We start from the raw sequence: 17,629 nt of genomic DNA on the forward strand, positions 1-17,629 counted from the left end.
AAGAGAGAAGTGAGGGGATGGGTATGATCGGAGAGCCGCAAAAACGAATTTCACCAAAGGCTTTAAAGGTGTGGAAGATATATGGTGTGATTGAAACGTTGATCGTCGCAACTGTAGCTGCAGGAGCAATTACTTTGACTGTGATGTTTGAGTGGCCACAATGGATCATTGCAGCAGCAGTTGCCGTGTTGATTCTGTTTACATATTTGTTTGTTTTCTTTATTCCAACGATCAAATGGAAGAGATGGCGTTACGAAGTGAGAGAGCAGGAAATTGAGCTTCAAAGAGGGATTTTTATCGTGAAGCGCACGTTGGTACCGATGGTGAGGGTTCAACATGTTGATACGGTTCAGGGTCCGATTTTAAAAAAGTATGAGTTGGCAACCATTACGATTTCGACTGCGGCCACGGTTCATGAGATACCGGCATTGGATGTGGAGGAGGCAGATGAATTGAGAAACTCCATTTCACAACTAGCGAGGGTGGCGGAAGATGATGTCTGAGCACAAGAGACTGCATCCTATTTCAGCTGTAGCGAACTTTGTAAAACAGTTAAAAGACTTGATCGTTCCCTTTGTCTTTTTATTTGTATTGAATAACCGGGGAGAGAAGACAGGGTTTTGGGATTATATGCCTGTTATTTCTATGGCGGCAGTTCTTGTGTTCGTTCTGGTCACTGGCATTGTAAAGTGGCTTCGGTTTACATATCGATTGGAAGAAGGGGAGCTGCGGATCGAGTACGGATTATTCGTTAAAAAGAAAAGATATATTCTCATTGACCGGATACAGAGTTTGAATTTTTCTGAGGGCATACTGCATCGGCCATTTGGATTGGTTAAGGTCAAGGTCGAAACGGCAGGGTCTTCGAATCCGCGGGAATCAGAAGCGGAATTGACAGCTATTTTAAAAGAAGAAGCGATAGAGTTGGAGGAAATGATATATCGGGAGAAAAAGGGTCATAACGTATCCGAAGTTCTTCCTGGCGAAACTACAGAGACTTTGAAAGATGAAGCTCCCTTTTTCAACCTCAGCTCGAAAGACATCTGGGTTCTTGCTACGACTTCAGGCGGTATCGGGGTCATTATTTCCGGGGTGTTTGTTTTCTTATCCCAATTTAATGAGTTCATTCCGTACGAAGCTGTGTATGATGAGCTGGCTGTTTTTGTGAAAAGCGGCGTGTTTGTGGTTTCGGTGATGGCATTCTTGGGATTGCTCATTGCCTGGTTATTATCGATTGCCTGGACATTTATTATTTATGGTGATTTCAGAATTAAAATTGTGGATGATCACATTGTCATAACAAGAGGGCTTCTGGAGAAGAAGCAGGTGACTGTTCCCTTAAATCGTGTTCAAGGCATCCGGGTAGTGGAAAATCCAATCAGGCAGCTCTTGGGGTACTGCACCGTTCACATTGAAAATGCAGGCGGATCTGTTTTGGAGAAAGACAGCACGAGTATAAAATTATTCCCGATCGTGAAAAAGAAGCGAATTACGGGTTTATTAAACGACTTATTTCCGGATTATGTCATTCACGATGATTTTAAGAGGCTTCCGGGACGTTCCTTAAGAAGATATGTGTTCAGGCAAGCAATTTGGGTAGTGGTCCCGACCGCTGCGGTTTGTTTTATGTACTGGCCATACGGCCTTTGGGTCGGCTTGTTGATGATTCCTTTCGGGATTCTCGGATACTACCAATATCGTGCAGGGGGCTGGAAGATTGTTGATGGACAATTATCTTTACAATATAGGGGCGTATTGAAAAATACGATGCATATAAAGAAAAGTCGCATTCAATCTTTGGACGCCCATGAAAGCTGGTTTCAAACGAGGAAAGACTTAGGCAGTCTCAGAACAACGATAAAATCTGGAGAGACTGGTTATGTCAGTCCTATCCGGGATCTTGAAAAGAAGGACCTTCAAATCATCGCTTCTTGGTATTCTCATAGTGTGTAAACGATAAAAAGTGACCCGCGATTCGTTAGCGGGTCACTTTTGTTTCTTATTTTTTACCTGAAATCCACCCGATCACAAAGCCGCCGATCAATCCGAAGATATGGGCAGTTATGTTGATTCCGGATTGCATAAAGGTCATGATAACACCAATGACGACGATCGGTATGATGATTTGCCGGCTTTCTCTCGTGATGAAATGATTTTTTAAGAGAATCATGGCGATGTAAAAACCGAATAAACCAAAAATCGCTCCCGATGCCCCCACATGACTATACGTAAGGGGCTTGATAACATAGGTGATGATATTGGCAAACACGCCGCTTGCTAAATAAAGACCGATAAACTTTGCTTTTCCCAGAAGCTTTTCCAGGGGTGGGCCAAACAGGACAAGGGAAAACGAATTAAATAGCAGATGAGCGAATCCCAAATGTACAAAGATAGGGGTGACGAGTCGCCACCATTCTCCCTCTTTGATAAATAAATTCACACCGGCCAGCTGCTCGTACACCCACAGTTGTGGGAAAATAGGAAGTGCACTGACAACGTATAAAGCGATATGAATAAATACTATCACAGAAATAATAGGATAGAACCGTAAAAATTGTGAAAAGCTTTCAGTCCGGACAAACATATTGTATCCTCCTAAGTAGGTTGTTTCTTTTTATATCATTACTAAATCATTTATTTAAAAGGCTCTTTTTGTAAACTTTGTTGCTTTTGAAAAAGCGAGTAGTGGTTGATTTCCGCTCCAGGTGCTCGCTTTCCGCGGGGCGTGAGTTGAGCCTCCTCGGGCTTTGCCCTGCGGGGTCTCAACTTTCCCGCTATTCCCGCAGGAGTCGAGCACCTTCCGCTCCAATCAACTTTCGAAGCGTGAGTTTCTGAAAATAGACAAATATAAAAATGCACGTTTTATCATTAACAGGCTGCTTTTTTCGAAGTGTTGAGCGATTGATATTAGCTATAGTAGATATCCTGTACTGTCGATTGCTTTTTGTCCCACCTGTGATCTGTCACGCAAATTTTGTTTAGATGGTGAGGGGAACTGCGTAGACTCATGCGGAAAAACGGGCGTGCCGAGACCCCGGAAGCGAAGCTGAGGAGGCTCGGCCGTACGTCCGCGGAAAGCGGAGCAGTTCCCTCACCATCCAGCAGACACCCGTTGACAGAGCCATGGCAGACAAATTGTTTAAAGCAACAATCATTACAAAAAGAGCTATTTAAAAAAACGCAGTCAATACTATATTATAAGAAAACGTCGAAAATCACGAGTATAGTTCATTATACAAATATGCATGACAGGACAAGAGTAGAAGGGGAATCACATATGATAAAAGGTATAGGGTTGGACATCGTTGAAACAGGGCGCATTCAGAGGATGATTGAACGGCAGCCGAAGTTCGTCAAGAGAATTTTAACACCTAAGGAGGAGGATGCTTTCTGTACATTAAACGAGCAGCGCAAGGTTGAGTTCGCAGCAGGACGATTTGCAGCCAAAGAAGCTTTTGCCAAGGCGAATGGAACGGGCATCGGAACAGCGCTCTCCTTTCAGGATATTGAAATCAGTAAGGATCCGAATGGAAAGCCTTATTTTTCAAAGCCGGAGGGGGCGAATGCCCATTTATCCATCACACACAGCCGGGAATTTGCGGCTGCACAGGTGATCATCGAAGAGTGAAAATTATTTCAAGCCTGTCATCTTCACTAGCATAATCCTTCAGGTTGTCTCATATATTCAGTAGTGCAATAAGAGAGACAAGGCCAGGTGTTTAACAATCGCGGTTCTTTGGCGAATTGCAATTGGACTAATGAACGGGGCATTCTATAAGAATCGTCCATTCTTAGACGGCTGGCTTTCCCCTCTCTCAATTACGTTTATCCTGGGACAAAAGGGGTTGAAAAAATGAAGAAAAAGCTAGTGATACTAGTGATGGCCATGTTAGCGGTGCTTGTGCTGGCTGCTTGTGGAGAGCAATCGAAAGAAGATGTAACCAAGGATCTTAAGGCTAAAGTAGAGGATATGAAGGGGTACAAAGCAGATGCAAAAATGACCCTGCAGGTGGGCGACGAGCCTCAAACCTATGATGTGGAAGTGTGGCATAATGACCCTAATTATTATCGAGTGGCATTAAAGAACGCTGCAAAAGATCAGAGTCAAATGATCTTACGTAATGATGAGGGAGTATTCGTCCTTACGCCGGCACTGAACAAAAGCTTCCGATTCCAAAGCAACTGGCCTGAAAATAGCAGTCAGGCGTACTTGTATGAATCGCTTGTTCAAGATGTGCTAGAGGATAAAGAGGCTACTTTCAAAGAAACAAAGAATCACTACATCTTTAACACGAAGACACGTTATCAAAACAGTCAGATGCTACCAACTCAAGAGATTGCCTTTAACAAGAAAGACCTGACTCCGGCATCCGTAAATGTATTGGATTCAGATAAAAATCCACTTGTAAAAGTAGAGTTCTCCAAGATGGATATGAAAGCTGCATTTGATAAAAAAGACTTCGACATGAAGAAAAACATGACAGGTGCCCAGCTTGAAGTACCGGTTACGGCAAATGTAGAGGACACAGAATTCACTGTTCTTTACCCAATGTCAGAAATCACCGGCACCGAATTAATTGAAGAAAAAGAAGTCGCCACCGATACGGGTAAACGTGTAATCTTAACGTATGATGGTGAAAAGTCCTTCACAATCGTACAAGAAAAAACAACTGTCGTTCCAACGATGACGGTTTCTACTTCTCTTAAAGGTGAATTAGTGGACCTTGGATTCACAGTAGCGGCCATGACGGAGCAGTCAATCAGATGGACCAATAACGGAGTGGACTATATGCTTGCCTCCAATGACCTGACTCCTTCTGAGATGGTGATGGTAGCTCAATCCGTACAAGGTTCAATGGTGAAATAAAATAACTGAACGGGGCGGGCCTATCAGGTTCGCCTCTTTCCTTGGTGTGCGGATGTGATGTAGGAAGTCTGATTTTTTGAAAGGATGGTGGGTGCCGGAAATACAAATTCTAAAGTCGATAATAAAAGTGGTGAAGTCGATAATAAACAGGTAAATAATCCATGAATAATCTTATCCAAAGCACCAAGGGAAATTAAAACTCTATTACTCGATATAAAGCCGTCTGAGATCGGCAGAAAATGAATAAGATTATCCAAATCAAATCAACCAAGTTTACAAGATCCCATCAAACATCCACCAATATCTCCGTACCATTAGAAATACCGATATTACTTCTCGCGGTGCCCCATCCCGAAATCCCCTTTCCCACCCCCTCTCCAAAAAATCCATTTGACACAATGAATGATAATATGAATAATCAATGGTATTCTTGAATAGAATGACAATGTTTTGTGTAAAGATATGAGGAAGTGAACATAGTGGAAACCCAGACGCAATTTTTTCGTGATACATGGGCAGAAATCAACCTAGATCATTTATATGAAAACGTAAAGAATATTAGAAACCATATCCCTGGAGATGTGAAAGTGTTTGCTGTTGTGAAAGCGAATGCTTATGGGCATGGGGATGTGCAAACCGTTTTTACTGCTCTTTCTGCTGGGGCACACGGCTTGGCTGTTGCATTCTTAGACGAAGCGATTTCTTTAAGAAGAGCAGGCGTAACAGCTCCTATTCTCGTATTGGGAGCTACGAGACCGAAAGATGTGAAGATTGCTGCCGATTTGGATATTTCGTTAACGACCTTCCACAAAGAGTGGCTTGTGGAAGCCGGAAATCAGCTGTCAGAAGGAGATCAATTAAACCTTCATATCAAGTGTGATACCGGGATGGGCAGGATAGGCGTTCGTTCCACTGAGGAATTAAAGGGTATCGAACAGTATGTTCAAGCTCATGCTCAATTTAATCTTGAAGGGATCTTTACCCATTTTGCCACGGCAGATGAGTTGAAGGATGACTATCTTGACCGGCAGTTAGCTCGATTTGAATACATGCTGAATCAATTGGATTCACTACCAGCTTATATCCATTCTTCAAATAGTGCCGCTACATTAAGGAAAACCAACACCCTCTTTAATGCTGTGCGGGTGGGAATTGCCATGTACGGACTGACTCCATCTCAAGAGATGAAGCCCGAGCTGCCTTTTCCTTTAAAAGAAGTGTTTTCTCTTCATTCAAGACTTATTCATACAAAAGAGCTTTCAGCTGGAGAGAAAGTGAGCTATGGGGCTACTTATGAAACGGGTGAGGCAGAGTGGATCGGGACCATTCCTATCGGATACGCTGATGGATGGCTGCGTAAATTACAAGGTCAGGACGTCATTGTAAACGGGGAAAGGGTTCCAATTGTTGGAAGGATATGTATGGATCAATGTATGATTCGGCTGCCTGGATTTCTGGATATGGGTACCCGTGTAACGTTAATAGGCAAACAGGGTGAAGAAGCGATTACAATGGATGAAATCGCTGATAAGCTTGATACCATTAACTATGAGATCCCTTGTATGATCTCCACGAGAGTGCCGCGTATCTATATCCGAAACGGGGAGCCGACGGAAGTATCGAATAAACTCTTATCGACAGGTATTCACAGTCAACAGGAAAATAACAACCAACTTGATGAATAATTAGTATTTTATATGGTGGATAATAGAAGAGATTGATAAATTAACTTTTCATTCCCCTTAATTGATGGTATGATAAATATGTTAATGAACAGAAACGGTATGTAGTGATTGGTGGAGGTGTAGTTTGTGTCTGAATCCAGCGCAACAACAGAAATCTTAATTCGTCTACCGCAACAGCTCGTTACAGAATTAGACGGCTTTGCAGATCAAGAAAATGTGAATCGCAATGAGTTTATTTATCGTGCAACCAAAATGTATTTGAGAGAGCGTAAGAAAAGACAATTACGTGAATCTATGAGACGCGGCTATATGGAAATGGCTAAGATTAATCTCGCAATTGCTTCAGAGGCGATTCAAGCAGAATATGAGGCAGAACATACAGTCGAACGCTTAGTAAGCGGGGGTTAATCCTTTGATTGTAAAGCGTGGTGACGTATATTTTGCAGACCTTTCTCCTGTTGTAGGATCAGAACAAGGCGGAGTTCGGCCGGTACTTGTTATTCAAAATGATATAGGGAACAGGTTTAGTCCCACAATTATTGTAGCTGCCATTACCGCTCAAATTCAAAAAGCGAAACTGCCTACTCATGTTGAAATTGATGCAAAACGTTATGGCTTTGAACGTGATTCCGTTATCTTGCTTGAACAGATTCGAACGATTGATAAACAACGTCTTACCGATAAGATTACGCACTTGGATGATGAGATGATGGAAAAAGTGGATGACGCCCTGCAAATCAGCGTGGGTCTGATCCAATTCTAACCATGAGCTTTTCATCGTGTAGATACTTTATCATGTTATACAATAGGTACAATATAACTTCAAACCAGAAGGCTTGCTGATCAACAATAAGTATGATCGTTAAGCCTTTTTGTTTTGTCTTTTTTTCTTTTGAGAAGGAGAGGTCTAGTCCCAATTAACCCCAAAAGAAGAATATGGATAATGGAAATATAGTCAATGTTATGACAAAACTCCGTAAACAATTTATAATGGGAAAAGCAGGAACTAAAAATACCCGAAAAGGCATAGGTTTTTTCTTTTTTGTATTTATTTGTTACTATTAAAGTAATTACGTCATTTTTTAGTTCACCGTTGTAAACTACTTTAAAATTAAGTTACATCATTCGGCATAAATACGAAGTTCAAATTACATATGATAGAATGGAGAGAACTAAATGTTTAGTGAAGTCACGGATTATATTCAGAATAATAAATCAGATATCACTAGTATTTGGATGGAACGAATGAGGAACGAAGCGGATGAGAAGTTTCTTCAAGTTGTTTCAGATCAAGTTTTTACTAAGACAAGCCATGAGTTTGTAGAAATGATTGTTTCAAACTTAAGGGATTCCAATGAGTTCAATAGCCGGTTGGGAGATTTCGCTGAAAAGGTTGTCAGGTTAGGATGGCCGCTGACCTTTGTGACATCGGCTCTAAGCACTTTTGGTAAAGTGGTTTACGAAGGCATGATGAAAGAAGGTATTATTACAGATCAAAACTATGCGGCACAAGTTGAGAAGTTCGATAAATGGTTAACGCCGATGAATAATAAAGTAATCAGTGCTTATACAGAATCATGGGAAAGAACCGTTTCGCTTCAAAAAATAGCGTTGCAGGAATTGTCCGCTCCATTGATACCTGTTTTCGAAAAGATTTCTGTGATGCCGCTTGTGGGAACGATTGATACAGAACGAGCGCGATTGATTATGGAAAATCTATTAAACGGTGTAGTGAAGCATAGAGCGGAAGTGGTGTTAATCGATATCACCGGTGTACCTGTTGTGGATACAATGGTAGCCCATCATATCATCCAGGCAGCTGAAGCTGTTCGATTAGTAGGGGCGAAGTGCATGTTGGTTGGGATCAGACCTGAAATCGCGCAAACGATTGTAAACTTAGGAATTGATTTAAATCAATTCAGTACAAATAGTACGTTACGAAAAGGAATTGAAAAGGCTCTTGAAATGACAAATCGAAAAATAGTTTCGGCGGAGGGATTAGAGTGAGAATACCAATTTTAAAGCTGCATGATTGTTTGCTGATTTCCATTCAGTGGGAGCTTGATGATCAAACAGCCCTTCAATTTCAAGAAGATCTTCTGCATAAGATCCATGAAACGAGTGCCAGAGGGGTAGTAATCGACATTACTTCCATCGATTTTATAGATTCATTTATTGCTAAGGTACTTGGGGATGTCATTAACATGTCAAGGTTAATGGGGGCAAAGGTAGTCATCACCGGCATCCAGCCTGCTGTAGCGATAACGTTGATTGAGCTTGGAATCAGGTTAGAGGACGTTCTGACCGCTCTGGATCTGGAAAAAGGTCTGGAGAAATTACAATTGGAACTGGGGGACTAGGTATGGATAGCCAATCCTGCGTGAAAATCACGAATGAATGGGACATCGTTGCTGCCCGCCAGTTAGGAAGGAATGTAGCGAAAGAGCTCGGATTCGGTACCGTTGACCAAGCTCGTATCACTACGGCTATCAGCGAATTAGCAAGGAACATCTATTTATATGCTGGCTACGGTCAGATTTGCATAGAAAAATTATTCGATGCCGGGAAAAAAGGTGTACGAATTATCGCCTTGGACGAAGGACCCGGAATCGCAGATATTAGAAAAGTAATGGAAGATGGATATTCCACATCAGGCGGATTAGGAGCAGGTTTGCCTGGAGTCAAGCGTTTAATGGACGAGTTCAACGTTGAGTCTGTGCCGGGTGAAGGAACAGACATTAGGGCGACTAAGTGGCTCCGCTAGGGGGAGTTATATGAATTTCAGAGATTTAATGGACTCTAAATATAGAGAAATTATTGAGCATTACCTAAATGAACAAGATGAAAAGGCTCTTTATTTAGGACAGAAATTTAGTCGTAAATCAATAGAGCATCATGTTTCACCTGAGGAGATCATAAGTCTCCATAAGAGTGTGATATTGGAAATGGAGCCCGATATACCACATCAGGTACTGCACTCATTCGATATTTTACTTGAAGTCATGATAGGCTACGGTTTTGCTTATCGGGAGCATCAAAGTCTACGTACAAAACAACAAGAATTAAATAACGAAATAGATGTGGCATCCAACATGCAACAAACCCTGCTGGGGACCATGATACCTTCAGTAGAAGGCTTGGATATTGGAGCTGTAAGTGTACCTGCCAAAAAGATGAATGGAGATTACTATCACTTTGTTCAGGATGAGAATGACAGCGTCAGTGTTGCCATTGCTGATGTGATCGGTAAGGGTATACCCGCAGCTCTTTGTATGTCCATGATCAAGTATGCGATGGATAGTCTACCTGAGTACCGGAATGAACCTAACGCTGTTTTGGAAAGCTTAAACAGAGTAGTGGAACAAAATGTAGATGCAAGTATGTTCATAACCATGTTTTACGGTGTATACAATTCGGCGGAACATCTATTTTCATACTCATCAGCTGGGCATGAACCTGGCTTTTTTTATAGAGCGTCAACCAACGAATTTGAAGATCTTGATGCAAAAGGTCTTCTATTAGGTGTAGATAAAAAAGCGAAGTACCGACAATACGAGAGACGGGTTGAGACAGGGGACATGATCATTCTTCTCTCTGATGGAGTAACAGAGTGTCGTTCAGAAGAGGGCTTCATTGAAAGGGAAGATTTGGTTCAATTAATAAGCAAGTACAATCACCTTCCTCCTCAAGAGATTGTCAATAACGTATACAAACAACTCGAGAAGCTGCAGCACTTTGAGCTTAGAGACGATTTCACTCTAATCATCATAAAAAGAAATTCATAAATAAAGTTTATTCCTGTTATAAATAGGGTAAATGTACAAAGACTTATTATAAATGTTGCCAAAAAGGTGGTCTTTTTATGAACTTATCAATAGATATGAAAGAAAAAGAGAACGAGCTGCTTGTTAAAGTAGCTGGTGAAATCGATGCATATACAGCACCAAAGCTTAAAGAAACGCTTCAACCCTCTGCTGAAGCTGATAATAAAGATATAACAGTTGATCTTTCAGACGTATCGTATATGGATAGTACTGGATTAGGTGTATTTGTTGGTCTTTTCAAAACGGTTAAAGCCCGCGGTGGGCAATTATATCTAATCGGCTTATCCGATCGTCTGCAGAGACTGTTTGATATTACAGGTTTAGGGGATATTATGAATATTAATTCCAAGGTAGAAGGTGGCGTGGAATGATGAAAGCTTTTGATTACATCGAGATGAAGATCCCCGCAAAGCCGGAATATGTAGGGGTCATTCGTTTGACGCTTTCAGGAATTGCAAGTCGTATGGGATTTGACTACGATGCAATTGAGGATTTGAAGATTGCTACTAGTGAAGCTATCACAAATGCGGTTCAGCATGCGTATAAAGACAACGACGGAGAAGTGGTTGTTGGATTCGCGCTATATGAGGATCGCCTTGAGGTTATGGTAGCGGATCACGGTGAAAGTTTTGATTTCAAAGAAATTCGCAGTGCTGTTGGTCCTTATCATGCCGATCATTCAGTGGAGTTCTTAAGAGAAGGTGGGTTAGGTCTTTACCTTATTGAGAGCTTGATGGATGATGTAAAAGTGCATCACAAGGAGGGAGTGACAGTCTTTATGACTAAATTCCTATCAGGGGAGCAGGTGGAGAGGGATGAAAAAACTATCTCAACCTAACCAGCAGGCTCAAAAAGAAAAAGTACTACAATGGATCAAAGACTATCAGGAAAGAGAAGATGACGATGCACAAAGTCAACTGATCTTACATTACCAGAATCTTGTTGAATCCATTGCGAGGAAATATTCAAAGGGAAGATCTTTCCACGAAGACATTATCCAAGTAGGGATGATTGGATTGCTTGGTGCAATCAGAAGGTACGATGAATCTTTCGGTAGATCATTCGAGGCCTTTGCGATTCCGACAATCATTGGAGAGATAAAAAGGTTCCTGCGTGATAAAACGTGGAGCGTACATGTTCCGCGAAGAATTAAAGAGCTTGGTCCTAAAATTAAATCTACGGTTGAAGAGTTAACAAACAGTTTAGAACGTTCTCCTCAAGTCCATGAAATTGCTGAGTATCTGGAGGTTAGTGAAGAAGAAGTTCTGGAAGCAATGGAAATGGGTAGAAGTTACCAGGCATTATCGGTGGATCACTCGATTGAAGCGGATTCTGAGGGAAGTACTGTTACAATATTGGATATTGTGGGAGATCAGGATGAGGGCTACGAGAAAGTCAATCAGCGTCTCGTTCTTGAGAAGGTACTTCACGTTCTTTCCGACAGAGAAAAGGCTATTATACAACACACCTATTTAGAAAATTTAAGCCAAAAAGAAGCTGGCGAGAAGCTCGGTATTTCCCAAATGCATGTTTCCCGTTTACAAAGAAGAGCGATTAAAAAGCTTAGGGAAGCCATTCAGGAAGAGATGGACGATTCGGAGAGCCATTATTAATGGCTTATCTTCAACAAAATGAAATAGAGCTTTATGCAGAGCAAGTATCGAAAAACGGAAATCCTTATTGTGGGGACAGTTATTTCTATACCTCTACAAGCGATTACTTTATCTGTGTTTTGGCCGATGGTTTAGGTAGCGGTAAGTTTGCTTATGAATCGTCTCATGTTGTCGTCGAGATAGTTGAAGAGCATCACCACGAGGATGTTGAAACCCTCATGACTCTTTGTAACGAAGCTCTTCAGAAAAAACGTGGCGCTGCAGTAGCGATCATTAAAGCGTATTACCATTCTAAAGAGTTTGTGTATAGCTGTGTAGGGAATATACGTTTTTATATGTATGCACCTGAAGGAAAGATGACTTATCCATTACCGGTTACCGGGTATTTATCCGGAAGGCCGCAAACATATAAAACACAACGTTTTCATTACGATTCCAACTCAAGATTTCTTATTCACTCAGATGGCCTGAGTATATCGGGAGTAAAGAATATCCTTCAAAGATATCCAACGCTTCATGGCGCTTTAGGTGATATTCAATCTCTAGTCGACGGTACATCAGATGATACAACATACATTATTGGAAACTTACTCTAACGGTCTTAGGGTAAGTTTTTTTGTTTAGGCTCTTTACACAAAGATTGGTGTTTTTAACATAAGCTCTGTCAATCGGTGTGTGCTGGTTGATGTAGTAGCACATAGTGGATTGTAGCGGAAGACACTGGACTCCTGCGGGAAATAGAGGCTCGACTTCCTCCCCGCGGAAAGCAAGTGTCTGGAGCGGAAAGGAAAGGTCCACGATTTGTTCACAGAACGACTTACGTTGGCAAGTGCTTAATTTCAGAACAAATATATCCTTCCTTGTTGTTAATACACCTTTTCAATCCTCAAAGACAGTTATGGTAAAATAAACAAGAATCCTATTCATGGAGGTTATACCAATGGCAGCAACATTAACAAATCAAGAACCACTACTTAACAGAGTATCAAAAGAATTGAACCTATCAATAAAAAATGTCAAAAACGTCATCTCACTACTGGAGGAAGGAAATACAGTCCCTTTCATCGCGCGTTATCGGAAAGAACAGACCGGAGCACTAGACGAAGTACAGATCCGAAATATAATGGATAAATGGAATTACCTGCAAAACTTAGAGCAAAGAAAAGAAGAAGTTATTCGATTGATCGAAGAACAAGGGAAGCTGACCGAAGAGTTAACCCAGGCCATTAAAAAGGCGGATAAGCTGCAAACGATAGAAGATTTGTATCGACCATATAAGCAAAAACGAAGAACAAAAGCGACCGTAGCGAAAGAAAAAGGGCTGGAACCTCTTGCAGAATGGATTCTAACATTCCCCATATCAGGAGATCTTGAAGAAGAGGCTTCTCGCTACGTGACTGAAGATAAGGAATTAAAGACAACCGAGGAAGCTTTAACTGGAGCAAAAGACATTATTGCAGAGTACATTTCCGATGAAGCTTCATACCGAGAATACATAAGAAGTTATACATTCCGGAAAGGGTTAATTGAATCAAAGGTTAAAAAAGAAGAGGAAGATGAGAAAAAAGTTTTTGAAATGTACTACTCTTATCAAGAACCGATCCATAAAGTAGTTCCTCATCGGATTTTGGCGATGAACCGAGGGGAAAAGGAAGATATATTAAAGGTGAATATCCAGCCTGATACAGAAGGTATTGTGCACTATTTACAAAGGCAGGTCATTAAAAATGTTCACTCGATCTCCGTTCCTCTTGTGAAAGAAGCAGTGGAGGATAGCTATAAAAGATTAATCCAACCATCGGTAGAAAGAGAAATTCGTAATGAATTAACAGAGAAAGCAGAGGATCAAGCCATTCATATCTTCTCTGAAAATTTGAGGAAATTATTGCTTCAACCGCCGATGAAAGGAAAAATGGTCTTGGGTGTAGACCCTGCTTTCCGAACAGGTTGCAAATTAGCAGTCATTGATGAAACAGGAAAAACTCTTGATATAAATGTGATTTATCCGCATTCATCCCATTCTCAACTCGAAAAGGCGGAAGAAGCGATCAAAGCGATAATGACAAAATATTCGATTGAGGTTGTCGCTATTGGAAATGGGACGGCATCCAGGGAAACAGAGCAATTTGTTGTGAATGTGTTAAAAGATATGGAACAACCGATTTTCTATTTAATTGTCAACGAAGCTGGAGCAAGTGTATATTCAGCATCAGATATTGCGAGAGAAGAGTTCCCGGATCTTCAGGTTGAAGAAAGAAGTGCCGTCTCCATCGCAAGAAGATTGCAGGATCCGTTAGCTGAATTAGTGAAAATCGATCCTAAATCTGTTGGAGTTGGGCAATACCAGCATGATGTTTCACAAAAGAAGTTAAATGAATCACTAACCTTTGTGGTGGAAACGGCTGTTAACCAAGTGGGGGTAAATGTGAATACCGCCTCCTCATCACTATTACAATATGTTGCGGGACTCTCCAAGACGGTGGCTACTAATATTGTTAAAAAGAGAGAGGAAGAAGGCAAGTTTGTTTCCAGGTCCCAATTAAAGAAAATTCCAAGACTTGGTGCAAAAACGTACGAACAATGTATTGGCTTCCTAAGAATAATGGATGGGAAAGAGTTACTCGATCGAACATCTATTCATCCGGACAATTATAACGATGTGAAGAAGCTTCTTTCGAAAGTTGGGTTGACTGTAAATGACATCGGGTCCGAAGAACTGAGACAGTCCTTGAACCAATTGAAATTAGAAGAGGTCTCTGAGGAGTTGGAGATAGGGGGATTAACGCTCAAAGATATTGTGGATTCGTTAATTCGACCAGGGCGTGATCCACGGGATGAATTTCCTAAACCTCTTCTCAAGAAGGATGTCTTGAAACTTGAAGATTTAACACAAGGTATGGAGTTGCAAGGGACAGTAAGAAATGTAGTGGATTTCGGTGCGTTTATCGATGTGGGTGTGAAACAGGATGGGCTTGTCCATATTTCAAAGCTGAAAAATGGTTTCGTTAAGCATCCATTAGATGTGGTGTCCGTTGGGGATGTTGTGACCGTTTGGGTTGACAGCGTGGATGTTCAAAAAGGCAGAGTCGCATTGACGATGATTCAATAATCAGGTAAGAGCTGACTGCGGGGAGTGAATGCTATCTCAGGTCAGCTCTTTTTGCCATTTAGGATGGGCTATGATGGATGTCCATACTTAAGAGCTGTTCTTCTTACGGTAAAAATACCAGCATTGATTAAGGAGTTTGATTTGATAGCGATCCTTCTCAAAATAGGCTCTCCTCAATTGATTCACAAGCCAGTTAGGCATGGGGTAACCTCCTTATCTCTAAGAAAGTGCCAGTTGAATCCATGTGGTGACATTCCTTGGAGTATTTTGTCATGCTGAAACAGTAAGGGTGATATCTAGTTTATGCTATAATAGGTTGTCATGTTCTAATTAAGAAAGAAGGATTTCAAATGACGGACGCTGAGCTGCAATTTCTTGTTGAAAAAATTTCCATTCAATCTTTTCACAAGCCTTTTCTTCATAAGGCATATTTCAACCCAAGGTTAAGAACCACTGGGGGAAGGTATATGTTAGGCAGTCATAATATCGATATTAATCGTAAATATTTAGACGAGCATGGTATGGATGAATTAATAGGAATCATTAAACATGAGTTGTGTCATTATCATTTACACATTGAAGGTAAAGGATATAAGCATGGAGATGAAGATTTTAAGAGACTTCTAAATGAAGTTGGGGGTCCAAGACATTGTTCAATATTAACGAGTGTGAATAATAGAAGAAGGTATTTGATTTATGAGTGCTCGAAGTGTGGTTTGGAGTTTAAAAGAAGAAGGAAGATCAATTTAAGAAAATATGTATGTGGGCGTTGTAAAGGCAGGCTTAAATTAGTGAAGGAAGTTATTATGAAGGAAGACAAATCTTGAGTGGTTATTCTCTTGATTACCATCATCTTTTTTTGATGAAAAGTGCTTGAAAGTAGTTGACAATAAATAGCTGAGTCATTATAATCTAAAGAGTCGATAAGACAAGTTAAGCGAAAAATACTTTACGTTCCGCAGTAGCTCAGTGGTAGAGCTATCGGCTGTTAACCGATCGGTCGCAAGTTCGAATCTTGCCTGCGGAGCCATTTTTATGGGGAAGTACTCAAGTGGCTGAAGAGGCGCCCCTGCTAAGGGTGTAGGTCGGGCAACTGGCGCGAGGGTTCAAATCCCTCCTTCTCCGCCATTACTTTTAAAACATGGCCCATTGGTCAAGCGGTTAAGACACCGCCCTTTCACGGCGGTAACACGGGTTCGAATCCCGTATGGGTCATTTTCATTTTTGCTATTGGCAACTTAATAATAGCTATTTTGCTGACGCAGTTAATGAATGTTATTTTGACTGGCGTCAAGGTAATGAAAGTTATTTTGCTGGCGCAAAAAACTCTGGTCCGGTAGTTCAGTTGGTTAGAATGCCTGCCTGTCACGCAGGAGGTCGCGGGTTCGAGTCCCGTCCGGACCGCCAAATTATTTCTTTGAAAAGTTATTGACTTTAATATTTTGGACATGTTATTATATAAACCTCGTCACTTTTTGACGAAACATTGGGCTATAGCCAAGCGGTAAGGCATCGCACTTTGACTGCGACATGCGTTGGTTCGAATCCAGCTAGCCCAGCCATTTAAGAGCCATTAGCTCAGTTGGTAGAGCATCTGACTTTTAATCAGAGGGTCGAAGGTTCGAATCCTTCATGGCTCACCAAAGATTTTTGCGAAAGCAAAATCATCTATGCGGGTGTGGCGGAATTGGCAGACGCACCAGACTTAGGATCTGGCGCCGCAAGGCGTGGGGGTTCAAGTCCCTTCACCCGCACTTTAAAAGTTGTTGAAATAACTTATGATAAAGTATTGACACAACAGATTATCCTCGATATAATAGTGTTTGTCGCTTAAAACGCGGTCGTGGCGGAATGGCAGACGCGCTAGGTTGAGGGCCTAGTGGGGGCGACCCCGTGGAGGTTCAAGTCCTCTCGGCCGCACCAAAGCTTTTACAACATATTGCGCCCGTAGCTCAATTGGATAGAGCGTTTGACTACGGATCAAAAGGTTAGGGGTTCGACTCCTCTCGGGCGCGCCATCTTGTTTCTACAAGCGAGTGTATCATACTCAATGTAATACATATGCTTTTCTGGCGGGAAGTAGCTCAGCTTGGTAGAGCACTTGGTTTGGGACCAAGGGGTCGCAGGTTCGAATCCTGTCTTCCCGACCATCACAATATTATATGCGGGTGTAGTTTAGTGGTAAAACCTCAGCCTTCCAAGCTGATGATGAGGGTTCGATTCCCTTCACCCGCTCCAATTTACTTCCTTTTATTGAACCTTGAAAACTGAACAAAACAAGACAATACGTCAACGTTAATTCTAGATTTATTTTTAAAGAGCTATTCAAACTTTTATCGGAGAGTTTGATCCTGGCTCAGGACGAACGCTGGCGGCGTGCCTAATACATGCAAGTCGAGCGGATTGATGGGAGCTTGCTCCCATCAGTCAGCGGCGGACGGGTGAGTAACACGTGGGTAACCTGCCTGTAAGACTGGGATAACTCCGGGAAACCGGGGCTAATACCGGATAACTCATTTCCTCGCATGAGG

General features: G+C 41.6%; 19 protein-coding genes, 11 tRNA genes and 1 rRNA gene. 29 read left to right on the plus strand and 2 right to left on the minus strand.

Going from position 1 to position 17,629, the window contains the following annotated elements; all coding sequences use genetic code 11:
* The first annotated feature begins 23 nt into the window (after positions 1-23).
* Together FZC88_RS22495 and FZC88_RS22500 are read left to right on the plus strand one after the other, a co-directional pair.
* On the plus strand, positions 24-503 hold the full coding sequence (locus FZC88_RS22495) for a PH domain-containing protein (RefSeq protein WP_148996537.1): 480 nt from the start codon (positions 24-26) through the stop codon (positions 501-503).
* Positions 496-1,953, plus strand: coding sequence for a PH domain-containing protein (locus FZC88_RS22500; RefSeq protein WP_148996546.1), 1,458 nt, complete (start codon positions 496-498; stop codon positions 1,951-1,953). Before FZC88_RS22495 ends, FZC88_RS22500 begins: the two co-directional genes overlap by 8 nt.
* 46 nt (positions 1,954-1,999) lie before the next feature.
* On the opposite strand, the gene FZC88_RS22505 is transcribed toward FZC88_RS22500, so the two are convergent.
* Positions 2,000-2,584, minus strand: coding sequence for a rhomboid family intramembrane serine protease (locus FZC88_RS22505; protein ID WP_148996538.1), 585 nt, complete (start codon positions 2,582-2,584; stop codon positions 2,000-2,002).
* 693 nt (positions 2,585-3,277) lie between these two features.
* On the opposite strand from FZC88_RS22505, the gene acpS reads away from it, so the two are divergent.
* The 14 genes from acpS (at position 3,278) to FZC88_RS22575 (ending at position 15,098) form a co-directional block, all read left to right on the plus strand.
* Entirely contained in the window at positions 3,278-3,628 is a 351-nt protein-coding gene (acpS, locus tag FZC88_RS22510; RefSeq protein WP_148996539.1) for a holo-ACP synthase, read from the plus strand.
* Between the two features lie 225 nt (positions 3,629-3,853).
* Entirely contained in the window at positions 3,854-4,867 is a 1,014-nt protein-coding gene (locus tag FZC88_RS22515) for a LolA family protein (protein ID WP_148996540.1), read from the plus strand.
* Positions 4,868-5,346: 479 nt separating this feature from the next.
* Entirely contained in the window at positions 5,347-6,552 is a 1,206-nt protein-coding gene (gene alr, locus FZC88_RS22520; RefSeq protein WP_187443737.1) for an alanine racemase, read from the plus strand.
* Between the two features lie 126 nt (positions 6,553-6,678).
* Entirely contained in the window at positions 6,679-6,960 is a 282-nt protein-coding gene (locus tag FZC88_RS22525) for a CopG family ribbon-helix-helix protein (RefSeq protein WP_032085355.1), read from the plus strand.
* 4 nt (positions 6,961-6,964) lie between these two features.
* Positions 6,965-7,315, plus strand: coding sequence for a type II toxin-antitoxin system endoribonuclease NdoA (gene ndoA / locus FZC88_RS22530; protein WP_034763063.1), 351 nt, complete (start codon positions 6,965-6,967; stop codon positions 7,313-7,315).
* Positions 7,316-7,728: 413 nt separating this feature from the next.
* Positions 7,729-8,559: an RsbT co-antagonist protein RsbRA gene (locus tag FZC88_RS22535; protein WP_148971294.1), complete on the plus strand. Its 831-nt coding sequence runs from the start codon at positions 7,729-7,731 to the stop codon at positions 8,557-8,559.
* Positions 8,556-8,912 (plus strand): STAS domain-containing protein, encoded by a 357-nt coding sequence (locus FZC88_RS22540; protein ID WP_044340427.1) that lies wholly within the window; start codon positions 8,556-8,558, stop codon positions 8,910-8,912. Before FZC88_RS22535 ends, FZC88_RS22540 begins: the two co-directional genes overlap by 4 nt.
* Positions 8,913-8,914: 2 nt before the next feature.
* The gene (locus tag FZC88_RS22545; RefSeq protein WP_034763056.1) at positions 8,915-9,316 is read left to right on the plus strand and encodes an anti-sigma regulatory factor; all 402 of its coding nucleotides are present in this window, start codon (positions 8,915-8,917) and stop codon (positions 9,314-9,316) included.
* Positions 9,317-9,326: 10 nt separating this feature from the next.
* A complete protein-coding gene (locus FZC88_RS22550; RefSeq protein WP_148971295.1) occupies positions 9,327-10,337 on the plus strand; it encodes a PP2C family protein-serine/threonine phosphatase in 1,011 nt (336 codons plus the stop codon).
* Between the two features lie 77 nt (positions 10,338-10,414).
* Entirely contained in the window at positions 10,415-10,747 is a 333-nt protein-coding gene (locus FZC88_RS22555; RefSeq protein WP_148996541.1) for an anti-sigma factor antagonist, read from the plus strand.
* Entirely contained in the window at positions 10,747-11,214 is a 468-nt protein-coding gene (gene rsbW / locus FZC88_RS22560; RefSeq protein WP_282139240.1) for an anti-sigma B factor RsbW, read from the plus strand. The genes FZC88_RS22555 and rsbW overlap by 1 nt, the downstream gene beginning before the upstream one ends.
* Positions 11,192-11,989, plus strand: coding sequence for an RNA polymerase sigma factor SigB (gene sigB, locus FZC88_RS22565; RefSeq protein ID WP_148971297.1), 798 nt, complete (start codon positions 11,192-11,194; stop codon positions 11,987-11,989). The genes rsbW and sigB overlap by 23 nt, the downstream gene beginning before the upstream one ends.
* Positions 11,989-12,585: a PP2C family serine/threonine-protein phosphatase gene (locus tag FZC88_RS22570; RefSeq protein WP_148971298.1), complete on the plus strand. Its 597-nt coding sequence runs from the start codon at positions 11,989-11,991 to the stop codon at positions 12,583-12,585. Before sigB ends, FZC88_RS22570 begins: the two co-directional genes overlap by 1 nt.
* A 344-nt stretch (positions 12,586-12,929) precedes the next feature.
* Entirely contained in the window at positions 12,930-15,098 is a 2,169-nt protein-coding gene (locus tag FZC88_RS22575; RefSeq protein ID WP_148996542.1) for a Tex family protein, read from the plus strand.
* A gap of 87 nt (positions 15,099-15,185) precedes the next feature.
* On the opposite strand, the gene cmpA is transcribed toward FZC88_RS22575, so the two are convergent.
* Positions 15,186-15,299, minus strand: coding sequence for a cortex morphogenetic protein CmpA (gene cmpA, locus FZC88_RS22580; protein ID WP_113970254.1), 114 nt, complete (start codon positions 15,297-15,299; stop codon positions 15,186-15,188).
* Positions 15,300-15,448: 149 nt separating this feature from the next.
* On the opposite strand from cmpA, the gene FZC88_RS22585 reads away from it, so the two are divergent.
* From FZC88_RS22585 to FZC88_RS22645, 13 genes are all read left to right on the plus strand, one after another.
* A complete protein-coding gene (locus FZC88_RS22585; protein WP_148971301.1) occupies positions 15,449-15,925 on the plus strand; it encodes a SprT family protein in 477 nt (158 codons plus the stop codon).
* A 128-nt stretch (positions 15,926-16,053) separates the two neighbouring features.
* A tRNA-Asn gene (locus tag FZC88_RS22590) sits at positions 16,054-16,128 on the plus strand.
* A 7-nt stretch (positions 16,129-16,135) separates the two neighbouring features.
* Positions 16,136-16,226, plus strand: a tRNA-Ser gene (locus tag FZC88_RS22595).
* 15 nt (positions 16,227-16,241) lie between these two features.
* Positions 16,242-16,313: transfer RNA gene (locus FZC88_RS22600), tRNA-Glu, on the plus strand.
* A gap of 115 nt (positions 16,314-16,428) precedes the next feature.
* Positions 16,429-16,505 (plus strand) — tRNA-Asp (locus tag FZC88_RS22605).
* Between the two features lie 80 nt (positions 16,506-16,585).
* A tRNA-Gln gene (locus FZC88_RS22610) sits at positions 16,586-16,660 on the plus strand.
* 5 nt (positions 16,661-16,665) lie between these two features.
* Positions 16,666-16,741 (plus strand) — tRNA-Lys (locus tag FZC88_RS22615).
* 29 nt (positions 16,742-16,770) lie between these two features.
* A tRNA-Leu gene (locus FZC88_RS22620) sits at positions 16,771-16,852 on the plus strand.
* A gap of 83 nt (positions 16,853-16,935) precedes the next feature.
* Positions 16,936-17,021, plus strand: a tRNA-Leu gene (locus FZC88_RS22625).
* 18 nt (positions 17,022-17,039) lie between these two features.
* Positions 17,040-17,116 (plus strand) — tRNA-Arg (locus tag FZC88_RS22630).
* Between the two features lie 55 nt (positions 17,117-17,171).
* Positions 17,172-17,248: transfer RNA gene (locus FZC88_RS22635), tRNA-Pro, on the plus strand.
* Between the two features lie 14 nt (positions 17,249-17,262).
* A tRNA-Gly gene (locus FZC88_RS22640) sits at positions 17,263-17,336 on the plus strand.
* A gap of 95 nt (positions 17,337-17,431) precedes the next feature.
* A 16S ribosomal RNA gene (locus FZC88_RS22645) occupies positions 17,432-17,629 on the plus strand; the annotation flags it as partial.

Source organism: Rossellomorea aquimaris, from assembly GCF_008180865.1.
In the GTDB taxonomy this organism is placed as follows: domain Bacteria; phylum Bacillota; class Bacilli; order Bacillales; family Bacillaceae_B; genus Rossellomorea; species Rossellomorea yichunensis.

What these genes read in the sequence shown, in the direction of transcription:
- FZC88_RS22535 (WP_148971294.1), top strand. Translation starts at nt 7,729, where the DNA reads ATGTTTAGTGAAGTCACGGATTATATTCAGAATAATAAATCAGATATC.
- acpS (WP_148996539.1), top strand. Translation starts at nt 3,278, where the DNA reads ATGATAAAAGGTATAGGGTTGGACATCGTTGAAACAGGGCGCATTCAG.
- FZC88_RS22585 (WP_148971301.1), top strand. Translation starts at nt 15,449, where the DNA reads ATGACGGACGCTGAGCTGCAATTTCTTGTTGAAAAAATTTCCATTCAA.
- FZC88_RS22495 (WP_148996537.1), top strand. Translation starts at nt 24, where the DNA reads ATGATCGGAGAGCCGCAAAAACGAATTTCACCAAAGGCTTTAAAGGTG.
- FZC88_RS22515 (WP_148996540.1), top strand. Translation starts at nt 3,854, where the DNA reads ATGAAGAAAAAGCTAGTGATACTAGTGATGGCCATGTTAGCGGTGCTT.
- FZC88_RS22545 (WP_034763056.1), top strand. Translation starts at nt 8,915, where the DNA reads ATGGATAGCCAATCCTGCGTGAAAATCACGAATGAATGGGACATCGTT.
- FZC88_RS22505 (WP_148996538.1), bottom strand. Translation starts at nt 2,584, where the DNA reads ATGTTTGTCCGGACTGAAAGCTTTTCACAATTTTTACGGTTCTATCCT.
- rsbW (WP_282139240.1), top strand. Translation starts at nt 10,747, where the DNA reads ATGAAAGCTTTTGATTACATCGAGATGAAGATCCCCGCAAAGCCGGAA.
- FZC88_RS22570 (WP_148971298.1), top strand. Translation starts at nt 11,989, where the DNA reads ATGGCTTATCTTCAACAAAATGAAATAGAGCTTTATGCAGAGCAAGTA.
- cmpA (WP_113970254.1), bottom strand. Translation starts at nt 15,299, where the DNA reads ATGCCTAACTGGCTTGTGAATCAATTGAGGAGAGCCTATTTTGAGAAG.
- FZC88_RS22555 (WP_148996541.1), top strand. Translation starts at nt 10,415, where the DNA reads ATGAACTTATCAATAGATATGAAAGAAAAAGAGAACGAGCTGCTTGTT.
- FZC88_RS22575 (WP_148996542.1), top strand. Translation starts at nt 12,930, where the DNA reads ATGGCAGCAACATTAACAAATCAAGAACCACTACTTAACAGAGTATCA.
- sigB (WP_148971297.1), top strand. Translation starts at nt 11,192, where the DNA reads ATGAAAAAACTATCTCAACCTAACCAGCAGGCTCAAAAAGAAAAAGTA.
- FZC88_RS22500 (WP_148996546.1), top strand. Translation starts at nt 496, where the DNA reads ATGTCTGAGCACAAGAGACTGCATCCTATTTCAGCTGTAGCGAACTTT.
- FZC88_RS22550 (WP_148971295.1), top strand. Translation starts at nt 9,327, where the DNA reads ATGAATTTCAGAGATTTAATGGACTCTAAATATAGAGAAATTATTGAG.